At 64.1% G+C, this 19,099-nt stretch carries 16 protein-coding genes; 10 read left to right on the forward strand and 6 right to left on the reverse strand.

The window, feature by feature from the left end; all coding sequences use genetic code 11:
• Window positions 1-41 precede the first annotated feature (41 nt).
• Window positions 42-710 carry a response regulator transcription factor gene (locus BO1_RS17430; RefSeq protein ID WP_167338356.1) on the forward strand — a complete coding sequence of 223 codons (669 nt, stop codon included), beginning with the start codon at window positions 42-44 and terminating at the stop codon, window positions 708-710.
• A gap of 439 nt (window positions 711-1,149) precedes the next feature.
• Entirely contained in the window at window positions 1,150-3,255 is a 2,106-nt protein-coding gene (locus tag BO1_RS17435; protein WP_084688018.1) for a sensor histidine kinase, read from the forward strand.
• 82 nt (window positions 3,256-3,337) lie between these two features.
• On the opposite strand, the gene BO1_RS51450 is transcribed toward BO1_RS17435, so the two are convergent.
• Complete coding sequence (locus tag BO1_RS51450; RefSeq protein WP_052409493.1) at window positions 3,338-4,057, reverse strand: TetR/AcrR family transcriptional regulator; 720 nt, start codon at window positions 4,055-4,057, stop codon at window positions 3,338-3,340.
• Window positions 4,058-4,163: 106 nt separating this feature from the next.
• Here BO1_RS51450 and BO1_RS17445 point away from each other — a divergent pair, with 106 nt between their 5' ends.
• The 4 genes from BO1_RS17445 to BO1_RS17460 all read left to right on the forward strand — a co-directional run bounded on the left by BO1_RS17445 (window position 4,164) and on the right by BO1_RS17460 (window position 9,138).
• Window positions 4,164-5,075: a TauD/TfdA dioxygenase family protein gene (locus tag BO1_RS17445; protein WP_028218658.1), complete on the forward strand. Its 912-nt coding sequence runs from the start codon at window positions 4,164-4,166 to the stop codon at window positions 5,073-5,075.
• A 35-nt stretch (window positions 5,076-5,110) separates the two neighbouring features.
• The gene (locus BO1_RS17450) at window positions 5,111-6,553 is read left to right on the forward strand and encodes a coniferyl aldehyde dehydrogenase (protein ID WP_084688020.1); all 1,443 of its coding nucleotides are present in this window, start codon (window positions 5,111-5,113) and stop codon (window positions 6,551-6,553) included.
• 75 nt (window positions 6,554-6,628) lie between these two features.
• The gene (locus BO1_RS17455; RefSeq protein ID WP_028218660.1) at window positions 6,629-7,915 is read left to right on the forward strand and encodes an MFS transporter; all 1,287 of its coding nucleotides are present in this window, start codon (window positions 6,629-6,631) and stop codon (window positions 7,913-7,915) included.
• 80 nt (window positions 7,916-7,995) lie between these two features.
• Window positions 7,996-9,138, forward strand: coding sequence for a porin (locus BO1_RS17460; protein WP_052409494.1), 1,143 nt, complete (start codon window positions 7,996-7,998; stop codon window positions 9,136-9,138).
• A 91-nt stretch (window positions 9,139-9,229) separates the two neighbouring features.
• Here BO1_RS17460 and BO1_RS17465 read toward each other — a convergent pair whose 3' ends face one another.
• The 3 genes from BO1_RS17465 to BO1_RS17475 form a co-directional block, all read right to left on the reverse strand.
• Window positions 9,230-9,751 carry a hypothetical protein gene (locus tag BO1_RS17465; RefSeq protein ID WP_028218662.1) on the reverse strand — a complete coding sequence of 174 codons (522 nt, stop codon included), beginning with the start codon at window positions 9,749-9,751 and terminating at the stop codon, window positions 9,230-9,232.
• Between the two features lie 9 nt (window positions 9,752-9,760).
• Complete coding sequence (locus BO1_RS17470; RefSeq protein WP_084688021.1) at window positions 9,761-11,815, reverse strand: alkyl/aryl-sulfatase; 2,055 nt, start codon at window positions 11,813-11,815, stop codon at window positions 9,761-9,763.
• Between the two features lie 197 nt (window positions 11,816-12,012).
• Complete coding sequence (locus BO1_RS17475; protein WP_028218664.1) at window positions 12,013-12,384, reverse strand: hypothetical protein; 372 nt, start codon at window positions 12,382-12,384, stop codon at window positions 12,013-12,015.
• A gap of 475 nt (window positions 12,385-12,859) precedes the next feature.
• Between BO1_RS17475 and BO1_RS17480 the strand changes: the two genes are divergently transcribed.
• Entirely contained in the window at window positions 12,860-13,825 is a 966-nt protein-coding gene (locus BO1_RS17480) for a hypothetical protein (RefSeq protein ID WP_028218665.1), read from the forward strand.
• Between the two features lie 28 nt (window positions 13,826-13,853).
• Here BO1_RS17480 and BO1_RS17485 read toward each other — a convergent pair whose 3' ends face one another.
• The gene (locus BO1_RS17485) at window positions 13,854-15,686 is read right to left on the reverse strand and encodes a sensor domain-containing diguanylate cyclase (RefSeq protein WP_028218666.1); all 1,833 of its coding nucleotides are present in this window, start codon (window positions 15,684-15,686) and stop codon (window positions 13,854-13,856) included.
• A gap of 225 nt (window positions 15,687-15,911) precedes the next feature.
• Between BO1_RS17485 and BO1_RS17490 the strand changes: the two genes are divergently transcribed.
• From BO1_RS17490 to mscS, 3 genes are all read left to right on the forward strand, one after another.
• Window positions 15,912-16,739 (forward strand): transporter, encoded by an 828-nt coding sequence (locus tag BO1_RS17490; protein ID WP_245643819.1) that lies wholly within the window; start codon window positions 15,912-15,914, stop codon window positions 16,737-16,739.
• A 25-nt stretch (window positions 16,740-16,764) separates the two neighbouring features.
• Complete coding sequence (locus BO1_RS51455; RefSeq protein WP_052409495.1) at window positions 16,765-17,646, forward strand: hypothetical protein; 882 nt, start codon at window positions 16,765-16,767, stop codon at window positions 17,644-17,646.
• 122 nt (window positions 17,647-17,768) lie between these two features.
• Window positions 17,769-18,644, forward strand: a complete 876-nt coding sequence (mscS, locus tag BO1_RS17500) for a small-conductance mechanosensitive channel MscS (protein ID WP_028218668.1) — start codon at window positions 17,769-17,771, stop codon at window positions 18,642-18,644.
• A gap of 273 nt (window positions 18,645-18,917) precedes the next feature.
• Here mscS and BO1_RS60745 read toward each other — a convergent pair.
• A partial coding sequence (locus BO1_RS60745; protein WP_218002809.1) for a hypothetical protein occupies window positions 18,918-19,099 on the reverse strand: 182 nt, incomplete at its 5' end.

Raw genomic sequence — 19,099 nt, forward strand, 5'->3', positions numbered from 1 at the left:
GATATGAGGTTTGCATACAACCTGCGTGCCCGGCGTCTATGATGACGGCCGAATTCCGCGTATTTCGGGTCGGCCGTACGACATTGGAGAGAACCGTGATCGACCATGCCAATACAGTGATTCACGTAGTTGACGATGACTCGGCAATGCGAGTTGCATTAAGGCGTCTGCTTCACGGCGCCGGTTATGAAGTGCGCGATTATGCGTCCGCCGGCGAATATCTGGTTAGCGAACCGGACACGCGCTCGGGCTGCCTGTTGCTCGATCTCGAGCTGGGCGGGCCGAGCGGGCTGGAGCTCCAGCAAGCGCTGCGGCGCCATCCGCGGGCGTTGCCCGTGGTGTTCATGAGCGCGTACAGCGACGTCCCCAGAACGGTCCAGGCCATGAAGGCGGGCGCCGTCGATTTCCTGCTCAAGCCGTTCGACCGGCATGCGTTGTTCGACGCGCTCGACGCGGCGCTGAGTTCGCCGGCCATGGCGCAGGCGCCCGGCGAAGACGCGCCGCCCGTCGATCTTGGCGATCGCGAGAAGGCCGTGCTACGCGGCATCGTTGCCGGGATGCGCAACAAGCAGATCGCCGCGCAGCTCGGGCTCTCCGAGCGCACGATCAAAAGCTGCCGCGCCGGGCTGATGCACAAGTTCGAGGCAACCTCGCTGGCCGAATTGCTGCGCCGGGCCGAATCGATGGTGAGCATGCCGCTCTTGCAGTAGCACGCTCACGCGTAGCGCGCCGCGCATTCACTGTGGTGCCAGGCCGCTCTCATTGACACCTGCCGCCCCGGAACGCTGAAAACCCTGGGGCGAGCCGTTTAGTACGCCATGGAATAGGCCATCCAAAAAGCCCGCAATTGCGCGGGAATTTCGGCTGCGGGTAGCGGGATCACATTATTTCCACGCGAATTCCGGCAAGAGCGTGTCTGTTCACACGATTGCTGGCACGGCTTATTCCCGATATTTCCTTGCCGCGGTGATTGTCGAATATTTACTCAATTAGACTGTTCGGACTTCGGATTGGACTGGACAACGGCCAATATCCATTTAACATTACGCGAGCGGACGTATCGGCGCGTTGAATGCCGAGCACAATGCCCGCAGCGTCCCGGCAGGGTGTGTCACGAAGTATGGCGCAGGGGCAGCCACGACATCCCGTATGAAAATAGCTCTCGAATATACCGTTCAGGCGCGAATCGTGCGCACACATGGCGCATCCCGGCGGCTACAGGCATTTGCGAAAGGCATGCAGCGCACGATGTGCGTTCGCTCACGCGTGCAATGCGTTTCCTGGATATTGACGAACGCGATCCGGCTCGGACTCTTCCTGTTCTGTCTGGGAAACACGGCAGCCTGCCTTGCCGCCGAGCCGGCGCGCGTGTTGCTGCTAATCGGCGCCGACCCCAGCCAGCCGGCGGTGTTCGTGCAGATCCACGGCATTCGCCGCGCACTCGACGCCGGGTTGCCTGGGGACGCCGAGGTCTACCTCGACTCAATTGACGGATTTCGCTTCGGCGACGCGCATCTCGCGCAGGAATTCCTCGCGTTGCTGCAAAAAAAGTACCAGGGGCAGCACATCGACCTCGTCATCGTGATGGGCACGCATGCCGCGGATTTTGCGTTGGCCTATCGCACGATGATCTGGCCCGGCACGCCCGTCTTGTTCTCGAGCGTGACGGATAGCTGGGTGCGGCAGCACGCCTTGCCTCCGGGAATCGCGGTGTTGCCGTTTCCAACCGACATCGGGAAGACGATCGCGATAGCGCAGGCATTGCAGCCCCAGGCGCGGCGTCTCATTGTCGTGGGGGGGGTGACCGACGTCGACAAGGAAATGGTCGATCGTGTCGTCAGCACGGTGAGCAGCGAACGAGGGCGCTGGACCACAGTGGAGCGGTGGGAGGGTCTCGGGGTCGACGAGTTGCAGCGGCGGCTGGCGGGGCTCGGGAAGGATGACGCGGTGCTTTACGCCACGATCTACCGGGACCGCGACGGCCATCGCTACTTTCCATATCAGCTCCTGCAGCCCATGGTGCGAGCGAGCCGGGCGCCTATCTATGGCTGGTACTCCACGTACCTGGACGGCGGCATCACCGCTGGAGGCGTCTACGACCTTGCCGAAAACGGCGTCAATACCGGCAAGGCGGCTGTCGCGATCCTGAAGAATGGCGGGAAGTTCACGGGAGTCGCGCTGCCGCCCATGCCCGTGCGCTGCGTGGCCAACGTCACCGAGCTCGAGCGCTTTGGCTTGTCGGCGGCGAATCTGCCAAAAGATTGCGAGCTCATCAATCTTCCGCCTTCGATCTTTCACGAGTATCGCGGCACGATGTTGGCGATGCTGGGCGTGCTGCTCGCACAGGCCGTGACGATCATCGCATTGGTCACGCAGCGGCGCAGGCGGTGCAGCGCCGAAGCCGAGGCCACCGCGCGCGGCAACGAGCTCGCGCGCGCGGCCCGCTTTGCCACGGCCGGCGAGCTGAGCGCTTCGATTGCGCACGAGGTCGGCCAGCCGCTGGGAGCCATCCTCAGCAATGCCGACGCGGCCGAGCTGCTCGTGACTTCGCCGCACATCGATGTCGAGGAGCTGCAGGACATTCTCTCCGACGTCAAGCGCGACGCCTTGCGGGCGAACGACGTGGTTCAGCGCCTGCGTGCCTTGCTGCAGAAGCAGAGCATTGTCTTCGCGCCGATCCCGCTCGACGCCACGCTCAAGGGTTCGTTGCCGCTGCTCGAGCCGGAAGCGAGGCGGCGCACGATCCGCATCGAGGCGCAATTCGGAGCCGGAGATCTCGAGGTCATGGGCGACCACGTGCAGCTCCAGCAGGTGCTGCTCAATCTTGCCATGAACGCGATGGATGCCATGCACGAGACGGCGCCCGAGGATCGCGTGCTCACCCTCGTGACGCGCCAGGACGGCGAGGGTGTCGAGATCGTCGTGGCGGATCGCGGCAGCGGCTTTCTGGTCGGCAGCGCCGAGCAGCTGTTCGAGCCGTTCTATACGACCAAGCCGCATGGCATGGGGCTCGGCTTGTCGATCGTGCGCTCCATCGTCGATGCGCACCACGGCCACGTGGACGCCGCGTTGCGCAGCGGCGGCGGCGCTCAAATCGTGGTCTGGCTGCCGCTCGTACAGGGGCGGCATCGCACGGCGGCTACGGCCGCTACGGCGGACCATGCCGCCGCCGCTTCGGCAGGCGAGGGCTCGCAGCGAGACGAGGCGCACGCCCGCCGTGCGCCCGGCGCAGCGGGCGAGCGCTTTTCCTCCTGAGCGTGCCGTCTTGCCGGCGCATCTGGCCTGCCGGATGCGTTACCGGGCTTCGCGCATGGGCACGGCTGGCCCGCGGGCGTGATCAGCCTTTCGGCGCCGTGCCCGCTGGACTCCGTTTCACCGTATCGGCCACGCTGCTCGTGACATAGAGCACCAGCATCTCGGCGAGCGCCTCGGTCATCGCTGCATCGGCGAGGCTCAGCGGCCCCGGATCGTTGAGCGCCGCATTGATCATGGTGGCGATCACCGTCTGGAACGCCACCGTCAAGCGCTCGGGTACACGCTTGTTGCGGCGCAACTCGGGCAAGGGCGTCAAATGCGTGGCCATGTCTTCCACAAAGCCGCGCGCGAACGCCTTGAACGGCTGCCACCCGTCCGACGTGTGATCGCGCCGCTGCAGCGACGCGCGTATCACGCCGCGATGGCGCAAATGCCATAGCCGCACTGCCTCGACCACCTCAAAGGCGCATTCGGCGAATGTCGCCGGTGTGCCGTCCGTGCCCACCAGCGCTTGTTCGAGCGCCTGCTGGACGCGCTGCGCATCATCGAGCGCGAGCCGCTGCAAGGCGAGAAAAAACGCGTCCTTGCTTTCGAAGCGGCGGTAGAACGCGCCCTTGGTGAGGTCCGCCTCGGCACAGAGATCGTTGATGCTCAGCGCCTCATAGCTGATCTCGACGAGCAGCGCCCGTCCGGCCTCCAGCAAGGCGTCCGCCGAGCGCTGGCCGCTGCGATAGCGTGGCGCGACAAATCCGTCCCCGCTTTCGAGCGACTCGGAGAGTGGCTTATCGATTGGATTCGACATGGGAAAACCCTTGGTTGACCCGCTAAATGATACCCGATAGCATCTTTTTAAACGATACCCGTCGGTATCTTTTGTCCTCGGGATCCGAATCATTCTGGAGAGAGTCATGCAAGCCACTGAGCCCACCCTTGCCGCAAGCGCCTCGATCGTGCGCTCAGGCGTCCTCAAGACATCATTCAGCGTCGAGCCGATCGCGCCCTCGATTGGCGCGGAAATCGGCAATATCGACCTCACCGTGCCACTCGACGACGACCAGTACGCCGCGCTGCGCGCCGCGCTGCTCGAGCACAAGCTGCTGGTGTTCCGCGATCAGGACATCAGCGCGGCGCAGCAGGTCGCGCTGGCGCGGCGCTTCGGCGAGCTCGAAGTGCATCCGGTGTTTCCGCATCATCCCGATCATCCGGAACTGGTCGTGCTGGGCGGCGACAGCAAGATCCCGGGCCGCGAGAATATCTATCACTCGGACGTGAGCTGGCGCGCGCGTCCCTCGATGGGCTCGATGCTGCGTTGTATCGAGTGCCCGAAGGTTGGCGGGGATACGCTCTGGGTGAACATGGCCGCGGCGTATGCGAAGCTGCCCGAAGCGGTGCGCAATACGCTGGAGGGCTTGTTCGCGGTGCACGACCTGCTGCCGGCATTCGGCACGCGCATGACGCCGGAAGAGCGCGAGGCGCGCCGCGCGGCCTTCCCGCCCGCCATTCACCCGGTCGTTCGCACGCACCCCGAAACGGGCGAGCGCGTGCTCTATGTGAACGAGGCATTCACGACGCATCTGGTGAACTTCATCGAGAAGCACGAAGTGCGCTTTGGCTTCGACTTCCGTCTCGCCGAAATGGATCTGCTGCAATACCTCTACCGTCAGGCCGCCGCGCCCGAGTATCAGGTGCGCCTGAAGTGGCGGCCCAATACGATTGCGTTCTGGGACAACCGCTCGACGCAGCACTACGCCATTCAGGACTACTTCCCGGCGCGCCGGCGCATGCTGCGCGCGACCATCATCGGCGACGTGCCGGTGTGAGCGCGTCCGACTTTTCGCTGCATCGAGCAAACCTCATGAAGTTGACCGAACAAGAATGGCTGCGCATCACACGCGGCGACGACGAGACCGCATGGCGTTTTTCGGCGATGCGCGCCGCGTTTGCCGAAGCGCCTTTTCCCTCCTATGGCGAGCGGCGCGACGCATTGCGCCGGCTGCGCGCCGCGCTGCGCAAGCATGCGAGCGCTTGCGCCGCGGCGGCGGCAGCGGACTTCGGCGTTCGCGCCGCCGACGAAACGATGCTGGTGGATCTGCTGCCTTCGCTGCTCCATATCGATCATCTGCTCAAGCATCTGCGGCGCTGGATGCGGCCTTCGCGCCGCGCGCCGGAGCTGCTGTTCGCCACGAATCGCGCGGCCGTGCAGTATCAGCCCAAGGGCGTGGTGGGGATCGTGGTGCCATGGAACTTTCCGTTCTATCTCGCGCTCGGTCCGCTCGCGACGGCGCTGGCCGCCGGCAATCGCTGCATGATCAAGACCTCGGAATATGCACCCGAGTCTTCGCGCGCGTTGCGTGCGCTGCTGTCCGAGGCGTTGGGCGAGCAACTGGTCTGCGTGGTGGAGGGCGATGCCGAGTGTGCGAAGCGCTTTAGCGCCTTGCCGTTCGATCACCTCATCTTCACGGGCTCGCCGGCCGTAGGGCGGCAGGTCATGCGCGCCGCGGCGGAGAATCTCACGCCCGTCACGCTCGAACTGGGCGGCAAGTCGCCCGCGATTGTCTCGCGCTCGGCCGATCTTGCGCGCGCCGCGCGGCGCATCGTGCACGGCAAGACCGTGAACGCGGGGCAGATCTGCGTTGCGCCGGACTACGCGCTGGTGCCGCGCGAGCAGGTGGGGGCGTTCGTGACGGCGGCCGCGCGCGCCTGCACTCAGCTCGCCGGCAATGGCGCGCACTACACCTCGATGATCGACGTGCGCGGCCGCGACCGCATGCTCGCGCTGATCGAGGATGCGCGTGCGCTGGGCGCGACGGTCACGGTATGCGGCTCGCACGGACTCGACACGGGCATTGGGCGGCAGGTGCCGTTGCACATCATCACGGGCGTGCGTCCGGAGATGCGCATCGCACGCGAGGAGATCTTCGGGCCGCTGTTGCCCGTGATCGAATACGACACGTTCGACGACGCGCTGAGCCGCGTGCGCACGGGCGAGCGGCCGCTCGCGCTGTACTGGTTCGGCACGGATCGCGGCGAGCGCGAGCGCGTGCTGCGCGAAACGCACGCGGGCGGGGTGACGCTCAACGACTGGGGCTGGCACGCGATGAATCACGCGCTGCCGTTCGGCGGTGTCGGCATGTCGGGCATGGGCAACTATCACGGGGAAGAGGGCTTCCGCGAGCTATCGCACGCGAAGGCCGTGTTCTCCGAACACCGCTGGTTTCCCGTCGAGCTGTTCCATCCGCCCTATGGCCGCGCCGTGCAGCGCATGGTCCTGCGCTGGTACTTCGGCGCGCGGCCCTGAGCCGCGCAAACGCTTCTACGATTTGCGCGATGCCGCCCCAGCGGTGTCCGCGTCCTGACACGGGAAATCTCTGTCATGCAACCCACGTATCAACCGGCGCGCGCCTGGTTCATGGCGGCCATGTTGTTTCTGCTCATCGCCATCAACTTCATCGACAAGGTCGTGCTCGGCCTCGTGGCCGCGCCGCTCATGAAGGAACTGGGCCTTTCGCCGGCCCAGTACGGGCTCCTCGCCGGCAGCTTCTTCTTTCTGTTTGCGCTGACCGGCGTGGCGGGCGGGTTTCTCTCGAATCGTCTGCCCACGCGCTGGCTGCTGCTGGTGATGGCCTTGCTGTGGGCCGTCGTGCAATTGCCCATCGCCTATGGTTCGTCGCTGGGCATGCTGATCGCGTGCCGGATACTGCTGGGCGCGGGCGAGGGTCCCGCGCAGCCCATCGCCATTCACGCCTGCTACAAGTGGTTTCCGGACGAGCGCCGCAATCTGCCCGTTTCCGTGTTCCAGCAGGGCGCCGTGCTCGGCATGGTGGTGGCCGGCATCGCGGTGCCATGGATCGACGCCACGTGGGGCTGGCGCACCAACTTCGTCGTGCTTGCGGGGCTCGGGCTGGCGTGGGCGCTCTTGTGGCTCGTGGTGGGCCGCGAAGGGCCGCTCGATGTGCGCGCAACGAAGGCTGCCGCGCAACCGGGCGAGCCTGGCGGCGGCACGCGCATCCGCTATCGGACGCTGCTCACCGACCGTACCGTCGTCTGCATCATCGCCTTGCACTTCGCCGCGTTCCTGACGCTGGCGCTCGTGCTCACCTGGCTGCCGGCGTATCTGAGCGAAGGCCTCGGCTATGCGCCGCGCCGCGCGGGGCAGTTGTTCGCCGCGGTGCTGGTCGCGAGCGCGCCGGTGGGCCTCGTGCTTTCGGCATGGTCGCAGCGGCTGATGACGCGCGGCGTGCCGTCTCGCGTTGCGCGCGGCGCTTTCGTGTGCGTCTGTCTTGCTGTGGGTGGCGTGCTGCTGGTGGTGACCGCCATAGGGGGCTTCGGGCCCATCGTGAAAGTCGTGCTGATCGCGCTGGCCATTTCCACTACGCCGATCATTTACTCGCTCGGCCCCGCCATGATCGCGCAGATCGCGCCGCCGGAGCAGCGCGGCGCCGCGCTGGCGATCGAATATTCGGTTGCCTGGATCGCCGGCATCGTCGCGCCGCCGGCCGTGGGCTGGATGATCCGCGCCGCGAACAACAATGTGGCGGCCGGCTTCGAACAAGGACTGTTGCTGACGGGCGCCTTGCTCGTGGTGCTCGGCGTGGGCGGCATCAAGGTGCTGAACCCCGAGCGCTCGCTCGAGCGGCTGGCGCGCCGCCTGACTGCGTGAAGCGGCTTCGTCACTGCTCGCTGCGCTAATCCATTTCAACCGGCTCCGGCCAATAATCCAGTGATCCAGACGGGGAAGACATGCAGAAAAGAAAAGCAGTCCATAACAAATATCGGGTGGCGGCGCGCGTCAGTGTTGCCATGGCGCTCGGCGGGGCGGCGGCCGTAGCGCATGCGCAATCGTCGGTCACGCTGTATGGCCTCGTCGATACGGCGGTGCGCTATACCACCCACGCCAACGCAGCGGGCGACGACAAAGTCCAGCTCTCGAACGGCGGCCTGAGCGAAAGCGTCTGGGGCATGCTCGGCTCCGAAGATCTCGGCGGCGGCAACCGTGTCGTGTTCCAGCTCGAGAACCGCTTCTTTCCGAACTCCGGTGTGAGCGACCCCGGCTATCCGATGTTCAATACCGCCTATGTGGGGCTGGTGTCGTCCACCTACGGGCGTCTCACGCTGGGTCGCCAGACCAATCCGCTCGCCGACGCCGTGCTGAAGACCTTCGTGACCTCGGCCTGGCTGCCGACGGTGTACCAGTTCCGCCCCGAGGTCTCGATGTCCGAGGGCGTATGGACCAGCAACATGGCCAAATACGCGGCGCGCTGGAAGGACGTGACGCTGGAACTCTCGTATGCGTTCGGCGGCCAGGCGGGCGCGTTTGGCGCGGGAAGCCAGATCGGCGCGTCGGTCACGTACATCCCGCAATGGCCGCTGCGCCTCGCGGCCGGCTATCTGGATGCGCGCGATGCGGTCAACAGCTCGGCGCACTTCAAGGCCTGGACGGCTGGCGGGGCTTATACGTTCGGCGACACGTCGGTCAACTTCGGCTGGGCGATGAACCGCGAGGACCCGGGCTTCATGGGCAACTTCCCGAACGGTCCGTTCACGGCGCCTCAATTGACCGCGCTGAAGTTCAACACGTTCTCGGAGCGCGAGATGTTCTTTGGCGGCGTCACGCAGCAGATCGGCAACTCGACGCATCTGGCGGCCAATGTCTGGCGCACGCTGCAGGATGGCAAGGCCGAGAGCGGCAACGGCAACGCCACGCAGTTTCAGCTGGTGGCCGATTACAGCTTGTCGCGCGCGACCGACGTTTATCTCGAGGGCGATTACTCGCTCTATCGCGGTGGCCTGGTCGGCGCGCAGTTGCAGGGTTTCGTGGGCGTGAGCGCGGCTGCGCAGACGACGCAGCTCGGCATGATGGTGGGGTTGCGGCACATGTTCTGAGCCGCCGTGGTGTGAAGGCCGGGTGGTGTGACCATTCCGGCTATCGGGCACGGCGCGTGAGCACCGTGCCCGATCCGTTGCGCAGCGGGAGTCAGGCGGCTACGCTGGTTTCCGCTACTGCCAGCATCTGCTTCAGGGCTGCCGTGGAAGCTTCGGGCGCGTCGACCATGAAGAGCCCGTCGCGCAACGCCGTTTCCGCGTCGAAACGCCCATCGAGCCAGCCGTGCAACGCGGCCTCGGACATGACGAGGACATTGCTGCGCTTTGCCTCATCGGTCGTCGCCACATCGGGTATCTCCGGGATGATTTCCGGGTCGAAGCCCTCCGTGGTGGCGTGGAAGAAACCCCACGTATCGTTCTCGATCAGCAGAACGTAGAAGTCGGGCAGCTCCAGCAGCGCGTCTTCGCCATGAGCTTGCTCGATGCGTGCTTGCAGGAGGTTCAACGCGTCCACCGAGGCCATGCGCATGCGCGCCGCGGAGAGCGCGCCCTCTGCGGCCTCGATGGGCGCGATCAGCCCGGACTCGATCGCCTTTCGCGCCGCTACCGCCACGGCGAGCGCGGACGGGTGGCTGATACCGAAATCGATCTTGAATTCGCAGACCGCGCACATATTCGCACCTCAGGGCGTGACGATGTTGAACCAGAATTCGAAGTTGTCGAGCCATGAAACGAAGTCGCCGAGCTTCTGGCTGTCGCCATCGACTTTGACATTGCCGGCCATCACGAGCTTCTGCATGTTGGTCTTGCCCAGCATGATGTCGTTCAGGTCCGCGCGCTTCATGGTGACCGACACATTCGCCGCGCTCGAGGCCTGGCCGTTCGAGTAGTGCAGTGCACTGTTCTCGACGCCGAGCACGCGATTCTCCTTCGTGTCGGTGAGCGCGAGATTGATGGTCACGGTTTTTCCGGCCGCGCGCTCGGGATTCAGGCGGATCCCGAGATAGTCGAGGAACATGTCGAGCGGCATGGCCCGGATGGTGTCGGGGCTCTGGGGCTGCGGGGCGGGCAGCTTCCTGACGCCGTCTCGCAGTTCCATCGCTCCGGTCAGGTAGAAATTGCGCCACGAAGCGGACTCGGACTGATAGCCCAGTTGCTCATAGGTGTCGGCCAGCAACTGCTTGGCCGCGGTGTTTTGCGGCTCCGCGAACACGACGTGGTTGACGACTTCCGCCACCCAGCGATAATCGCCTTTCTCGTAGTAATCGTGAGCCTTCTTCAACACTGCGGACGATCCGCCCATGAACTCGACGTAGCGCTTGCCCGCCTCGGTCGGCGGCAGCCGGTGCAGGTTCGCGGGCACGCCGTCGAAAAAGCCCAGACGCAGGTTGTACTGGGCAACGGCGTCGTGATACACCGTGCCGTAATACCCGCGGCAATACCAGTGCTTCGCGAGGCTGTCCGGCAGGCGCATGGCTTCGCCGATTTCGAGCGGCGTGAGGCCCTGATTGGCCATTCGCATCGTCTGGTCATGCAGATAGCGGTACATGTCGCGCTGCGCACGCAGGAACGCGTTGATGCGGTCGTTGCCCCAGGTCGGCCAGTAGTGCGAAGCAAACAGCACTTGCATGTCGCCGCCGAACATGTCTAGCGATGTCTGGAGGTATTTCGACCAGAGCAGGCCGTCACGCATCTTGGCGCCGCGCAGCGTATAGAGATTGTGTAGCGTGTGCGTGGCGTCTTCCGCCGCGCAGAAGGCCTTGTACTTCGGAATGTAGAACATGAACTCGGACGGCGCCTCGGATTCCGGCGCCATCAGCACCACGATCTCCACGCCGTCGAGTGTCAGCTTCTGCCCGGTCTTTTCGGCATACATCGTGGGCAGGGCCAGCGTGATGGTGCCGACCGAGGTGGTCTTGCCGAGGCCGCCGTCGACGATGCCCGAAGCGCTGCGCGGCAGCAGCGACCCATACATGTAGCTGGCGCGGCGCCCCATGGCGTTGCCGGCGATCACGTTCTCGCCCACTGCCGCTTCGGTAAAGCCGACCGGCGCCACGACCTGGACCTTGCCCGAGGCCAGGTCTTCGTCGCTGGCGAGGCCGCGCACGCCGCCGTAGTGGTCCACGTGGCTGTGCGTATAGACGATGTGGGTGATCGGCTTGTCGCCCAGGTGCGGAATGACGAGCTCCTTCCAGACCGTGGAAGAGACTTCGGTCGTGATGAACGGGTCGACGACGATATAGCCCCTGTCGCCCTGGATGATGCTCATCACGGAAAGGTCGTAGCCGCGCACCTGCCAGATGCCGTCCACCACCTTGAAGAGGCCGTGGTGCATGTTGAGCTTGGCGTTGCGCCAAAGGCTCGGATTGACGGTCGACGGCGAATTGTTTTCGGGGCCGCCTTTCACGAAGGCGAACTGCTCGAGATTCCACGCGGGAATATCGCCTTGCCCCTTGATGATGACGGGCTCCGGCAACGTGGCCACGAGTCCGCGGCTGGCATCTTCGAAGTCCTGAGCATCCGCGAAGGAGAGGAAGTCCGCGTACTTCTTGTTCAGCGCGATAGTGGCGCCCGTGGCGGGCTTCGCATGCGGGGTCGTGGGGCTCATGGGCTTGTCCGTTTGAGCAAGCGTCTCGCCGACAACCCCCGAAAGGCCCGTGGCCACGCCGGCGACGGCGACGTTCTTCAGGAAAGTTCTACGTCCACCGGTCTTTGCCGGATCCTCGGGTTGAGACACGACCACCTCCTGTTGTTTGATAACGACTCGCGTTCAAATTGTCGATATGCGACAGCAGTCGTTTTCTCACTGTGGCCAACGGGAAGCTATAGGGAGTTCGGGCAAAGCGTCTGCCCCAAGGGGCAATGAGATTGCGGAGGGCTATGGGTTTGCTGGGGCGGGCACGGCAAGGGGCACGAAAATTCGGGTGTGTTGCCTCACTTCGCGCCTTGCAGCTCCCAGGTCATTTTCGCGCTTTGGCAGTATTGCGGACGCAACGTGACCGCCTGATTCCCGGTATGCACCGTGACGGCAACGAACCGGCAGGTTCTGTGGTGCTTGATCGAAGTGCCCTCCGGCGTGAGGGTGGCGCTGACTTCGGCGCGATCGACCGTGGCGGCGCGCATCCATGAGGTCGTTTCGCCGTCGTTCTTCGTATTCAGCACGACCTGCACGGTGCTGTTCAGCGCGTCGATGTCCTTCTGGTCGAGCTGGCTCATGGGCGTGCCGTTGAGAAAGCCGGCGTACGCCGGCCATGCGGGCGGCGAGGCCAGCGCGAGCAGCAAGGCGCCCAGTGAGGCAAGGCGCATGCTGCGTCCGGCACTTCTGGCTGAGTCGTGGTGGGGCATCACGGTTCCCGGTATCTCAACGAGCGTGCTGCTGGCGAGGGGCCATACAGCCCGTCCTGATTGTCCTCGTGTTGGAGCGAGGTTGCCATTCGGAGCCGGGGAAGTGCCATTGCCCTTTGGGGCAACCTGGATTGCCCCGCGCCCCTATGGCATCGCCGGGCGGCGCATACGACACTCCCGGATAAAGGGCCCGTGCGCAACCCCTTTCGGCGTTTGCGGCTTCATCGAGCAAGCCCTGGCTCCGACCACCTATGTTGCCTGATTTACCGCCTCAGCAGCAATGCGGCCATTCAATCGCGAATCGGCTCAGAGGCGGCGCACGTGCGCCTCGCGGCCGAGGAACAGTCGGTGCCTGTCGAGGTGTTCAGGGGAGAGGACCATCATGTCATTGAGGTCGAGACGCGGCTCTCGACAGGCTCGCCACCGGCGCGGGCGTTTGCATGCGGCCCGGGTCGCGGGCGCCAGCCTTCTGCTGAGCGGATGGTGGCTTTTCGCCGTGCCGGCCGCCGCGCAAACCGCGCCGGCGGAGCCGGTCATCACCGGTCCCGACGTGCAAAAGCGCGCCAATGGCGTGCTCGCGCTGCTGAGCTTCACCGTGACGCCCGATCTCACCGCGAGCTCGCTGGGCATTCGCAACGGCGCCACGGGCAACCCGGCGCTGAACATGACCCAGCTAGGCGGCGGCTTCACGCTGAGCCAGAGCTTCCCGCTTTATCTGGAAGGCGCCATCGGCGGGTCGCGCTACGACCCCACGTTTATCGTCTCGGACGGCCAGGAGCAGCGGGCGCTGCCGACCCGGTGGACAAACGTGGCGGCCACGGGCGGGATCGGCTGGGACTTTCCACTCAACGAGAGCAAGAATCTGGTCATCCGGCCGATCTTCAACTTTTCGCTCGGGGAAGTCCTGAGCGATGCCACGGCGGCCCAGTTTCTCGTCAATCGCCACTACGACACGAACGTTCAGTTCATCAAGGATGGCTCGCTCAATGCCTATGGCCTGGGCGGATCGCTGATGCTGGGCTGGTATCCGCGCAAGGAGCCCTACGAGTTCGACCTCGAACTGCGCTATACGGACATCTATCTGCAGAGCTTCGGCTCGTCGAGCGGCGTGCGCGGCGAGGCCAATGCGGAGTCGACGAACCTGTATGCCCGCTGGCGCGCGCCGACGGGCCTGCTGGTGCTGCACCGGCCGCTGCGCTATGTGCTCGAGCTGTCGCATTCGACCTATATCGGCAGCCAGGCCGATATTCTCGGCTTCAACCATCTGACCTCGCTGGGCGCCGGCCTGGAGATCGATACGGGGGCGGTGACGAAGTTGTTTTCGCGTTTCCGGATCGTGGCGCGCTACGCATTCGGCAAGGACATTTCGGGCGCGTCGCTCGGGCTTGCGCTCAGCTTCTGATGACCTCGCGCCGAGCGCGCGCGAGCGGTCATGATGCTTCGCCCCAGCGCTCGACGCGGTTGCGCCCGCCGTGTTTTGCCGCGTAGAGCGCCTCATCGGCGCGCTTGAGCGCTTCGTCGAGACGGGTTTCCGCTTCGTCATAGCGGGCAATGCCGATGCTGAAGGTTTGCGTTAGCGTTTCACCGGTATCGAGCGGGATGGGCGTGTCCTGCAGCGTCTGCCGAATGCGTTCGGCAACCCGGCGAGCCTGTGCTTCGGGCGTATCGAGCAGAATCGCCGCGAATTCCTCACCGCCGATTCGCGCAGCGAGATCGTCTTCGCGCAGCGCGGCCTCGAACACGCGCGAGGCCACCTTGAGCACGCGGTCTCCCACCGCGTGGCCCCAGGTATCGTTCACGCGCTTGAAGAAGTCCAGGTCGAGCGCCAGTACCGACAACGGGCTGTGATGCCGCCGCGCATGTTCGACCGCTTGCGCGGCGGCCTTTTCGAAGTAGCGCCGATTGGCCAGCCCCGTGAGCGGGTCGAAGTCCGCGTCTGTTTGCAACTGCTTGAGCAGCAGATGTTGATGGGTGATATCGGTGAGCACGACGAGCAGGGGATCGCCGTCGCTTTGTCCCGCGAGGTCTGGAAGCCTCGTGCAGTGGACCAGCATATGGCGAACGCCGGAGCGCGTCTGGAACGGCGCGGGCTCTTTGGCGGACTCCGTCTGCATACGCGTCCAATGGGCTTCATCGACAAAGAGGCGCGCAAACGGCTGCCCTTTGTCGGCCAGCGCGCCGAACACGGCGAGCAGTGCGTCGTTGCCGAGGAGAATGCGCTTCGATTGCATATCGACCACGGCGACCGGCGTCGGCATGTTCTCGACGATGGTCGACACCGTGCTCGCATACCTTTGCACGCGGGCGTTGAGATCCCTTTGCCGGCCGATCAGGACAAAGCCGCCGGCCAGCATGGCGAGCAGCAATGCCGCCCCGGCAAGGTTGAGGTAGAGGCTGGCCCAGAGGCTGTCACGGAACGTGCCGATGGCATAGCCCAAATCCAGCGTCCAGTATGCTGTATTCGACCCAAGGCCGATGCGCTGCTGTGCAACGAGCCGCTCGGTGTGATCGCGGTGCCAGAGTGCATAGAACGTGCCATCGATCGGCCCGGCGCGCGAGTTGACGTCGTCGGTGATTCGCTGTCCGACGGCTAGCCCCTCCACATCCGGAAACCGCGCGATGATGCGTTGCGCGTTGTCGCGCAGCAGCAGGGCCGTGCCGGGAATCAGCTTTGCATTGTCGAGCAGATGTTGCTCGAGCGGCACGAGATGAATCGTCACCGCGTCCAGCTGGCCGGTCTGGCCGATGTGCCTGGCGGCGACCACCATGGCGCCCCGGTTGCCCCACACGACCGGCAGCCACAGCCGCGCGGACGGCGCCGCGCGCACCTGCGCGAAGATCGCATCGAACCCGGGAATCTCGTTGCGGGCATTGGCGCGAGAGGCGGCCAGCATGCGCCCGTTTGCGTCGAATACGGCAATCAAGGTGTCGCCCAGCGACAGTTGCAGCGTTTGTGTCAGGTTGACGAGCGCCTCGTTGCTGACCTTGCCTTCGTCGATCAGGGTCTGGGTAGCCGACATCATCGCGTCCAGATCGCGCAGGCGGTCTTCGATGAGCCGCCCGACCAGCGACGTTTGCGCGGTGAGCTGCTCGGCGGCCTGCCGGTCCGCGGCCCGGAAGTCGTGCCACGACTGCCATGCGTTGACGAAGATATTTGCCGCGACGAGCACCGTGAGCAGGGCCAGGATCTCGCGCATCCACGATTTGGGCGTGGCCGGATGCAAGGTCCAGCTTTGAGTCGTGGGCGGCGGCGGCGAGGGCATGGGTCGTAGGGGCGTTTCGATTCAGTGGCGGATTGAATTCCGGCGAAAGGGGGGCCGGGAGCGCGATCGCACTGCGCAATCGAATGATTGCCGGGGCGAAAGAACGGAATTCTGGATCGAATTGCCCTTTGGGGAATCGAGCTTGCCCAAAATCCCGATGGCCGCAGCGTGGATATTGTACGAGACTTCGCAAGCAGCGAAGCGCAGGCAGACGTGAAAGCGACGATGAAAGCAAAACCGGCAGTCCTTGCAGTTGCGGCGTTGGGAGCCGGCCTGCTCATGGCGCATACGCCGGCGTTCGCGCAGAGCGATGAAGATCTCGCCAGACAATTGAGCAACCCCATTGCGGCGTTGATCAGCGTGCCGCTACAGTTCAACTACGATTCGAATATCGGCCCGGACCGCGGCGGCGACAAGTATTACGTCAATCTGCAACCCGTCGTTCCGTTTCATCTGAACGCCGACTGGAATCTCATCTCCCGCACCATTCTCCCGCTCGAATCCCAACATGATGTCGTGCCGGGAGCGGGGTCGCAGACAGGGCTCGGCGATACGGTTCAAAGCTTCTTTTTCTCTCCGCAAAAGCCGACGGCAAACGGCTTGATCTGGGGCGCAGGCCCCGCGCTGCTGCTGCCCACGGCCACGGATACGCTGCCCGGAAGCGGCAAGTGGGGCGCCGGCCCGACCGCGGTGCTGCTTTGGCAAAGCAATGGCTGGACGTATGGCGCTCTGGCGAACCACATCTGGTCGTTCGCGGGCGATGGAAACAGGCCGGGCGTCAGTGCAACGTTTCTTCAGCCCTTCCTGACCTATACGACGCGAGATGCATGGACGTTCGGCGTGAATACCGAATCGAGCTATGACTGGGAGCATCATCAGTGGTCCACGCCCATTAACGCGACCGTCACCAGGCTATTGAAGATCGGTGGGCAACCCGTGAGCCTCGGCGCGGGCGTGCGGTACTGGGCCGCGAGCCCGGCCTCGGGACCGCACGGCTGGGGCGCGCGGGCCATCGTCACGTTCCTGTTCCCCGAGGGCAAGCCGCAGCTTTGAATGCCGTGCAACGAGGACGAATGCGATGGGAATAGATAGCACGCGTGAATTTGAACAACTGGCTGCGCACGACAAGATGGTCCGCAACTTGAATCGTACTGCGAACTGGATAGCCGCATGCCTGATTGGCAGTGCTTGCGCGCCTGTTTTTGGGGCAGGACCGGATTCCGCGAATGCGGGAACGGGGTGGCAATTCGCGCTCACGCCTTATCTGTGGCTGCCGAGCGTGAGCGGCACGGCGCGTTTTACGCTTCCGAACGGCGGTGCCGATGCGTCCACCGGGCCGTACAACTATCTGCAGAACCTGCGCTTCGCACTCATGGTGCAAGGCGAGGCGCGCAAAGGGGATTGGAGTATTTTCGGCGACGCGATCTATTTGAACTTTGGCCGGCACGGGAGCAATGTCAACGCGTTCAATACCTCGCTCGGTTCGGGCGAGACGCAACGCAGCATTGAAACGAGCCTGAGTGGCGGGCTGGTTGAAGTGGGCGGCGGGCGCACCGTGGTGCAGCGGCCGTGGGGCAATGTCGACGCGATTCTCGGGATGCGCTATCTCGGCGTGAAGGAGACACTGGACGCCTCGTTTTCCGCGAGCACGGAAGGCGGCGCATCGGCGAATCCGGACGTTCACGTGTCGGAAGTCCAGAACGTATTCGACGGCTTTGTCGGCGTGCGTGGGCGCCTGTTACTGAGCGGCGACGGGCGCTGGTATGTCCCGTACTATCTCGACATCGGCACCGGCAGTTCGAAGTTCACGTGGCAGGCCATGAGTGGCGTTGGTTATGGGGCGAAGTGGGGCGACGTCAGCTTGACGTATCGATATCTCGCCTTTTATGGCTCCGGCGATCCGCTTGTACAGACGCTGCGCTTTAACGGCCCAAGCGCTAATGTTACGTTCAGGTTCTGAGTGACCGCCCACGCTGCGACACCGCGGAGCGGACCGCGAAGCGTAGCATCGAGTCATCATGTCCGGACGACAGTCGGCTGGACAGACGTACGGGAAGCAGGTGGTCTATGGAGTGAGAAGCTATGGTTCAAATCAAAGCTGTCGCAGCGGCCGAAAAGCTGATTGACTGGATCTCGAACAACGAGGAAGCGATCGCAACCGGCGTGCTTGCCGTGGTCGGCTCGATTGCCATCTTGTTGCTGGGCCTGGTGATTGCGCGCGTCACGTCGGCGGGACTCGGGCGGCTCTTGCGCCGCAAGGAAGTCGACAAGACCATTATTCAGTTTTCGGTCAATCTGCTGCGCTACGTCTTGATCGCCTTTGCAGTGGTTGCGGCGTTGGGCCGGCTGGGCGTGCAAACCAGCTCGATCATCGCAGTCATTGGTGCCGCCGGGCTTGCCATCGGCCTTGCATTGCAGGGTTCGCTCTCGAACTTCGCTGCCGGGATCCTGCTTGTGGCGCTACGGCCGTTCAAGGCCGGCGAGTATGTGGACCTGGGCGGCGCCGCTGGCACAGTCGAGGAAGTCAACATTTTCTCGACGACGATGTGCATGCCCGACAACAAGGTGGTTGTCGTGCCCAACGGCAAGATCATCAGCGGCAACATCGTCAATTACACCCGGCATCCGTACCGGCGCATCGAAATACCGGTGAGTGTGGCGTATGACACCGACGTCGGGCATGTGAAGCGCGTTTTGGCGGCAGTCGTGGAAGCGGACCCGCGCATTCTGCATGATCTGGGCAATACGATCCGGTTGATGGAGATGGCTGCTCCGTCCCTCAACTATGTGGTGCGCGTGTGGGTGAACAATGCGGATTACTGGGATGTCTATTTCGATCTCGTGGAGGCAATCAAGACTGCGCTTGATGAGCATCGGATTGGTGTGCCTTACCCGCAGTACGATGTGCGTGTTCGTGGTGCGCAGGCGCGCTGGGGTGTTTCCGCGGATAGCGAATGAGGGCAGGGCCGGATGGTTGTCTGTGAGCGACTTGCGGGTCGAGGCGGCTGCAGGAAAAAAAGCGCCCGCGCAGGGCGGGCACCAAGCTTGAGGAGACCTGATAAGGGCGCGGGGTATGCCCTCGAGGCCAACTTTAACGCACGGCGTGATGGTGTGCACCTATCAGAATGAACAGGGTGGCAGGTACACAGGTGTCCGTGTCGGGGCAGGCGTGCTGCGGTGCTGCCCGAAACCCTCGTAGGTGCGTGTAGTGGCGGTGCCAGATGGCACGTTTCAGGGTTTGGGGCAACGCGAGAGCGGCAGTGTTCGCGATAAGATATGCAGGTCAGCTCGCGAATTGCGGCAGACGACCCCCGTAGCGAATATTTGCCCGCCGTGTGCGGGCGCTTTTTTTTTAGCGGTTTGATATTGTGATTGGCGGTTTTTTGGTGTGCTGGCTTTTCCTTGGCATTTCC

Origin of the sequence: Paraburkholderia oxyphila NBRC 105797, from assembly GCF_000685075.1 — a bacterium.
GTDB classification, from domain to species: domain Bacteria; phylum Pseudomonadota; class Gammaproteobacteria; order Burkholderiales; family Burkholderiaceae; genus Paraburkholderia; species Paraburkholderia oxyphila.